Source organism: Raoultella sp. T31 (assembly GCF_002806725.1).
Classification (GTDB): Bacteria; Pseudomonadota; Gammaproteobacteria; order Enterobacterales; family Enterobacteriaceae; genus Klebsiella; species Klebsiella electrica.
This window is the reverse complement of sequence record NZ_PIBO01000073.1, coordinates 1-5,843: the sequence shown is the minus strand read 5'-3', so window position 1 is coordinate 5,843 and position 5,843 is coordinate 1. Positions and strand designations below refer to the sequence as shown.

The window sequence follows — 5,843 nt, the reverse complement described above, 5'->3', positions numbered from 1 at the left end:
CAGAATATGCAGCCAACATGAAGCCGGTTATTCCTGATTATGGCTGGATCATATTTGGGGTCATGGTCAGCATGCCGACATGACTAACTGACGGTTGTATCTAATACTGGGGGCAGGTCAATAGAGCTCGTTCTGAAGAAGATAGAGCTCTTGCATTTCTATTTACAGGCGGAGTTAGTTATATATAGCCAGAGCTTTTATAACTAACTAATATTTTTCAAAAAATAAATCAATCACCGAGTTTATCATTTCTATAAGCTTATCTTTATCCCCATTCTCATCGTGTGATTTCAATGCTGTGTGCTGTGATAAGCCACTAAAAATGGATGCAATAATATCCATGCGCATACGCAATTGACTTAGTTCCACATCATCTTTTTGAGTTCTTTTGATAAATTCTTCATTGAATCTGCTGTTGATGGCTTTATGGGAAAGCTGGAGTACTTTTGAAACATTTGGATTACGCACCGCTTCCGCGGCAATTTCAAGCCACAATCCGATAAATTCTGGAGACGTATGAAGCTCAACCATACGTGCTGTTTGCTTTTTTAGCGTCACAGCAAGTTTTTCATCAACTGGAGAGGCAGCGATATCGTCGATCAGCTCAAACATGGTGCTTTCCTGTTGTGCGACCAGGGCTTCCACAATGGCTTCTTTGTTAGCAAAATGATAATAGATATGCCCGGGACTCATCTTCGCCTCTTTTGAAATCCTGGCAATGCTGCACCCATGAAATCCCAGGTCACGAAAACATTTACCTGCAGCATCAAGAACCTGCTTTCTTCTCTCTTTACTTTTTGCGCCAATCTCTTCGTCCTCGATGCTGCTCATTTTTTACCTCTTCAATATCTCTTGCAAGTTATATTTTAGTATGAATATACTAGAATGAACATTCAAACTACAGAGAGAACGCTCACAATGTTTGTGCTTTTTCGTCCTGCATATCCGGCGCTGTCAGTACTGCTAACGCTTACACTCAGCGGATGTGACCAGCCACAGCGCCCCGTTCAGAATTCAGTTCCTGAGGTTGGAATTGTGACATTAACCGGAACAAACGTCGTGTTGACTACTGAACTTCCCGGTCGTACATCCTCATTCAGAACTGCTGAAGTACGCCCTCAGGTTGGAGGTATACTTCAGAAAAGATTATTCGATGAGGGCGCTATTGTTAAAGCCGGACAGGCATTGTATCAGATAGATCCCGCTCCTTACCGCGCGAAGCTCGCGAAAGCTGAAGCCAGTCTTGAGTCATCCAGATTGTTAGCACAGCGTTATGAAAGGCTTCTTAAAACAAGAGCGATAAGTCAGCAGGACCGGGATGATGCACGCTCGTCCTGGCTGCAGGCTCAGGCTGATGTTGACTCAGCGCGAATCGATTTAGGTTATACAACAATTACTGCTCCAATTTCTGGCCGAATAGGGCGATCTTCTTATACGCAGGGGGCACTGCTCACCGCCAATCAGACGAATGCTCTTGCGACGATCCAGCAGCTCGATCCTATTTATGTTGATATACCTCAGTCTTCAACTGCTCTTCTGACATTGCAGGATGAATTCGCCGCGGGTCGGCTGAAACAAAATGGTAAACAACAGGCTGAAGTGAAACTTCTTCTGGATAATGGTACTGAATATTCACACCCGGGCCGCATCAAACTTTCAGAAGTCACGGTAGATGAAAGCACCGACTCAGTCATTATCCGTGCTGAGTTTCCTAACCCGGATGGCCGTTTATTGCCCGGAATGTTTGTGCGTGCAAAATTACAGGAAGGTGTACGAGAGGATGCATTGCTTGTGCCGCAAAGAGGGATTACCCGGGATCCTACAGGCCAGGCATCAGCACTTGTTGTCGATAAAGATAACAAGGTGATCCGTAAATCAGTTATGACTGACAGGGTTGTCGGTAATCAGTGGTTGATACGTGATGGACTGCAAAGCGGAGATCGTGTGATTGTGGATGGAACACAAAAAGCTCTGCCTGGTAATGAGGTCAGGATTGCCCAAGTGGCAGCGCCTTCATCTTCTGTCGCTTCTCAGCCTAAGTAAAGGGGTGATAATGTCACGTTTTTTTATTGACCGCCCCGTACTTGCGTGGGTTGTGGCCATCATTATTATGCTGGCTGGTGCACTTTCCATAATGAATTTACCTGTAAATCAGTATCCAAATATTGCGACTCCTGCAATTGCTGTCACAGGGTCTTATCCGGGGGCATCGGCAGACACGGTACAGGATACTGTTGTGCAGGTTATCGAGCAGCAACTGAATGGTCTTGATAATTTACGCTATCTGAAATCCGAAAGTAATTCGGATGGCTCATTTACCATTACTGTTACTTTTGATCAGGGAACCGATCCGGATATTGCTCAGGTTCAGGTACAAAATAAGTTATCACTGGCCACTCCTCTGATACCGGATGAGGTGCAGGCCCAGGGGATTCGAGTGGCAAAATATCAGATTAACTTTCTGATACTTGCAGGGCTTGTTTCAACAGACGGACGCCTCAGTAGCTTTGACCTTGGTGATTATCTGGTTTCCAACATGCAGGATCCGCTGACCCGCATCACGGGTGTCGGTGATTTCACCATGCTGGGAGCGCAGTATGCGATGCGCATCTGGATGGATCCCAATAAACTCAATGGTTACAAGCTCACCCCTCTGGATGTGAGCTCAGCGATTCAGGCGCAGAACGTTCAGGTGTCCGCTGGTCAGCTAGGAGGGTTGCCAACAAATGAAAATACTGAACTTAGTGCGACTGTCCTGGGTAAAACAAGGTTCACAAAACCTGAGCAGTTTGAAAATATACTTCTCAAGGTACAGCCTGACGGTTCAAGGGTTTTATTAAAAGATGTCGCCAGTGTAAGCCTTGGCTCTGAAAATTTTTCAATACAGTCTAAATACGGTAAAAACCTACCCAGTACAGCCATTGCATTACGTCTGGCTACCGGAGCCAATGCTCTTGACACAATTAAAGCCGTCAAGGCGAAACTGGATGAACTCAAGCCGGGGTTACCTGACGGGGTAGAAATTATTTACCCCTATGATACTTCGCCCGTCATAAGTGCCTCGATTGAAGGGGTGGTACATACCCTTATTGAAGCTATCGTTCTCGTCTTCGTAGTGATGTTGATTTTTTTGCAAAACTGGAGAGCGACGCTTATACCAACTTTGGCCATTCCGGTTGTGTTACTAGGCACTTTTGGCATGATGGCCGCGTTTGGATTTACAATCAATATACTGACCATGTTTGGTCTGGTACTGGCCATTGGCCTTCTCGTTGACGATGCGATAGTCGTTGTCGAGAACGTCGAACGTCTTATGGAAGAGGAAAAGCTTTCGCCGCTTGAAGCGACCCGGAAATCCATGGATCAGATCTCTGGCGCGCTGGTAGGAATCGGTCTGGTACTTTCTGCAGTATTTCTTCCGATGGCTTTTTTCGGTGGCTCTACAGGCGTGATTTACCGTCAGTTCTCCATAACCATTGTTTCAGCGATGGCCCTTTCGGTGCTTGTCGCCCTCATTTTTACGCCAGTGCTATGCGCAACGATCCTTAAACAATTCCATCATGGTACTCAGGTCAAAAAAGGATTTTTCGGCTGGTTTAACCGTAAATTTGAACGGGGCACCGTTCTGTACCGCAATGGTGTGGACCGTACGTTAAGGGCCAGGAAAAGAGCGATGTTGTTCTTTCTGGCAATCATCGCGCTGCTTGTCGCGCTGTTCCCGCAGATACCGACGTCATTTTTGCCTGATGAAGATCAGGGAAATCTTTTCGTACAGGTTCAGATGCCACCAAACAGTAGCTCGGAGCAGACCCAGAAAGTTTTGACGAAGGTATCGGAATATTTTCTGGAACAGGAAAAGGACATGGTTGCTACAACTATGTTGGTCAACGGTTTCAACTTTGCAGGACGGGGTCAGGGCTCAGCCATGGTCTTCGTCGGACTTAAACCATGGAATGAAAGAAAAGGCTCTGTATTTGAACTGGCTGGAAGGTCAATGGGGTATTTCAACACAATAAAAGAGGGAACCGTCATTTCATTCGCTCCTCCGGCAGTGATGGAACTGGGGAATGCTACGGGTTTTAACCTGTTTATCCAGGACACAACTGGAGGCGGGCATGAAAAATTAATGCAGGCACGCAATATGTTTCTTGGAATGGCAGCACAAAACCCAGCGCTTCAGATGGTTCGCCCTAATGGCATGAATGATGAACCACAGTATCAAATCCTGATTGATGACGAGAAAGTACAGGCTTTGAAACTCAGTCTTTCTGATGTGAATGACACCATGTCTGCCGCGTGGGGTTCGACTTATGTTAATGATTTCAATGACCGTGGGCGTGTAAAAAAAGTATACATTCAGGGGAAAGCCAGTTCACGAATTTCCCCGGAGGATTTTGATAAGTGGTATGTACGCAACAGCGATGGAGAGATGGTGTCATTCTCATCATTTGCCAGTGGGAAATGGAGCTATGGCTCCCCTAAACTGGAACGTTATAACGGCTTACCTGCTGTTGAACTGCTTGGTGAGCCGGCGCCTGGTTACAGTTCTGGCGATGCGATGAAGGCTGTAGAAGAGATCGCCACGAAATTGCCGCCAGGTTTAAATGTTGCATGGACCGGTCTTTCCTTTGAAGAACGTCTTTCCGGCTCGCAGGCACCTGCGCTTTACGCACTGTCCATTATTATCGTATTCCTCTGTCTGGCAGGACTTTATGAAAGCTGGAGTATTCCTTTTTCTGTCATGTTAGTCATTCCACTGGGAGTAATTGGGGCCGTAGGGGCGACGCTGTTACGCGGGCTGGGGAATGATGTGTTTTTCCAGGTGGGGCTATTGACAACAATTGGCCTGTCAGCAAAGAACGCAATACTGATAGTTGAATTTGCACGTGAACTTCATGAAAAACATGGTATGTCGCTTTCGGAAGCCGCCACTGAAGCTGCGAGAGTGCGACTGCGTCCCATCATTATGACGTCTCTTGCGTTTATTGTTGGTGTAATCCCTCTTGCAATTGCCACAGGAGCAAGTTCAGGAAGCAAACATGCTATTGGTACAGGTGTTGTGGGGGGAATGTTGACGGCGACTATACTGGCCATTTTTTACATTCCCTTGTTTTATGTGCTTGTTGCGGGATTATTTACAAAAAAATCCTCCGAAATAGAGGCTCAGGGCATCACTGAAGAAAAATAGAAATGTGAACGGTACTGGTATTCGCAATGGATACCAGTGCTGAAACCATAAAGCTTTTTCAGCGTATTTTTATGAAGCCGTTGATTTATTCTGGAGATTTACAAATGGTCAGACGTACCAGACTGGATGCAGAAGAAACCCGGGAGCATATTTTAGACGCGGCAGAGCAATGTTTTCGGGATGTAGGTATCTGTCGTACTACTTTGCAGATGATAGCCACTAAAGCTGGATGTACAAGGGGGGCTATATACTGGCATTTTCGAGAAAAAAATGAGCTTCTGAATTATATTGTTGAACGGTCGCCACTTTTTCTGTTCACGGAAATAGAGCAGATAACAATGTGCCCGGACCCGGTTATAGCACTGCACCAGTGTTTACGCAGGGGGATTAAAGATGTGGAGGAAAATCGACATCTGCAGAATGTACTCGAGATGACTTTATTTCGCCATGAATATAACGGAATGTTAAGTGATAATAATTCAATGGAGGATAAAATGGCCAATCTTTTCGCCATGATTGATTGCGTTTTATCGGATGCCCGGAGAAAAGGCAGGATACCTAAAGATATTTCAACCAAAATACTTGGTTTAGCGATTTACTGACCCTGTAAATAATTCTGTGTAATTGCCATCCGATTAAAGGTGGTCGCTCAGGC

4 protein-coding genes are annotated in these 5,843 nt (G+C 45.8%); 3 read left to right on the top strand and 1 reads right to left on the bottom strand.

What is annotated here, in order from left to right; translation table 11 throughout:
* Positions 1-207: 207 nt before the first annotated feature.
* Positions 208-831 (bottom strand): TetR/AcrR family transcriptional regulator, encoded by a 624-nt coding sequence (locus tag CWM52_RS25680; protein ID WP_100686639.1) that lies wholly within the window; start codon positions 829-831, stop codon positions 208-210.
* A 54-nt stretch (positions 832-885) separates the two neighbouring features.
* Here CWM52_RS25680 and CWM52_RS25675 point away from each other — a divergent pair, with 54 nt between their 5' ends.
* The 3 genes from CWM52_RS25675 to CWM52_RS27030 are packed head-to-tail and all read left to right on the top strand — an operon-like array spanning position 886 to position 5,790.
* Positions 886-2,043 (top strand): efflux RND transporter periplasmic adaptor subunit, encoded by a 1,158-nt coding sequence (locus CWM52_RS25675; protein ID WP_100686638.1) that lies wholly within the window; start codon positions 886-888, stop codon positions 2,041-2,043.
* Positions 2,044-2,053: 10 nt separating this feature from the next.
* Complete coding sequence (locus CWM52_RS25670; RefSeq protein WP_100686637.1) at positions 2,054-5,188, top strand: efflux RND transporter permease subunit; 3,135 nt, start codon at positions 2,054-2,056, stop codon at positions 5,186-5,188.
* Between the two features lie 26 nt (positions 5,189-5,214).
* Positions 5,215-5,790 carry a TetR family transcriptional regulator gene (locus CWM52_RS27030; protein WP_304528750.1) on the top strand — a complete coding sequence of 192 codons (576 nt, stop codon included), beginning with the start codon at positions 5,215-5,217 and terminating at the stop codon, positions 5,788-5,790.
* The last annotated feature ends 53 nt before the right edge of the window (positions 5,791-5,843 follow it).

Coding starts and splice junctions, on each gene's coding strand:
- CWM52_RS25680 (WP_100686639.1), bottom strand. CDS start 831: ATGAGCAGCATCGAGGACGAAGAGATTGGCGCAAAAAGTAAAGAGAGA.
- CWM52_RS25675 (WP_100686638.1), top strand. CDS start 886: ATGAACATTCAAACTACAGAGAGAACGCTCACAATGTTTGTGCTTTTT.
- CWM52_RS25670 (WP_100686637.1), top strand. CDS start 2,054: ATGTCACGTTTTTTTATTGACCGCCCCGTACTTGCGTGGGTTGTGGCC.
- CWM52_RS27030 (WP_304528750.1), top strand. CDS start 5,215: ATGGATACCAGTGCTGAAACCATAAAGCTTTTTCAGCGTATTTTTATG.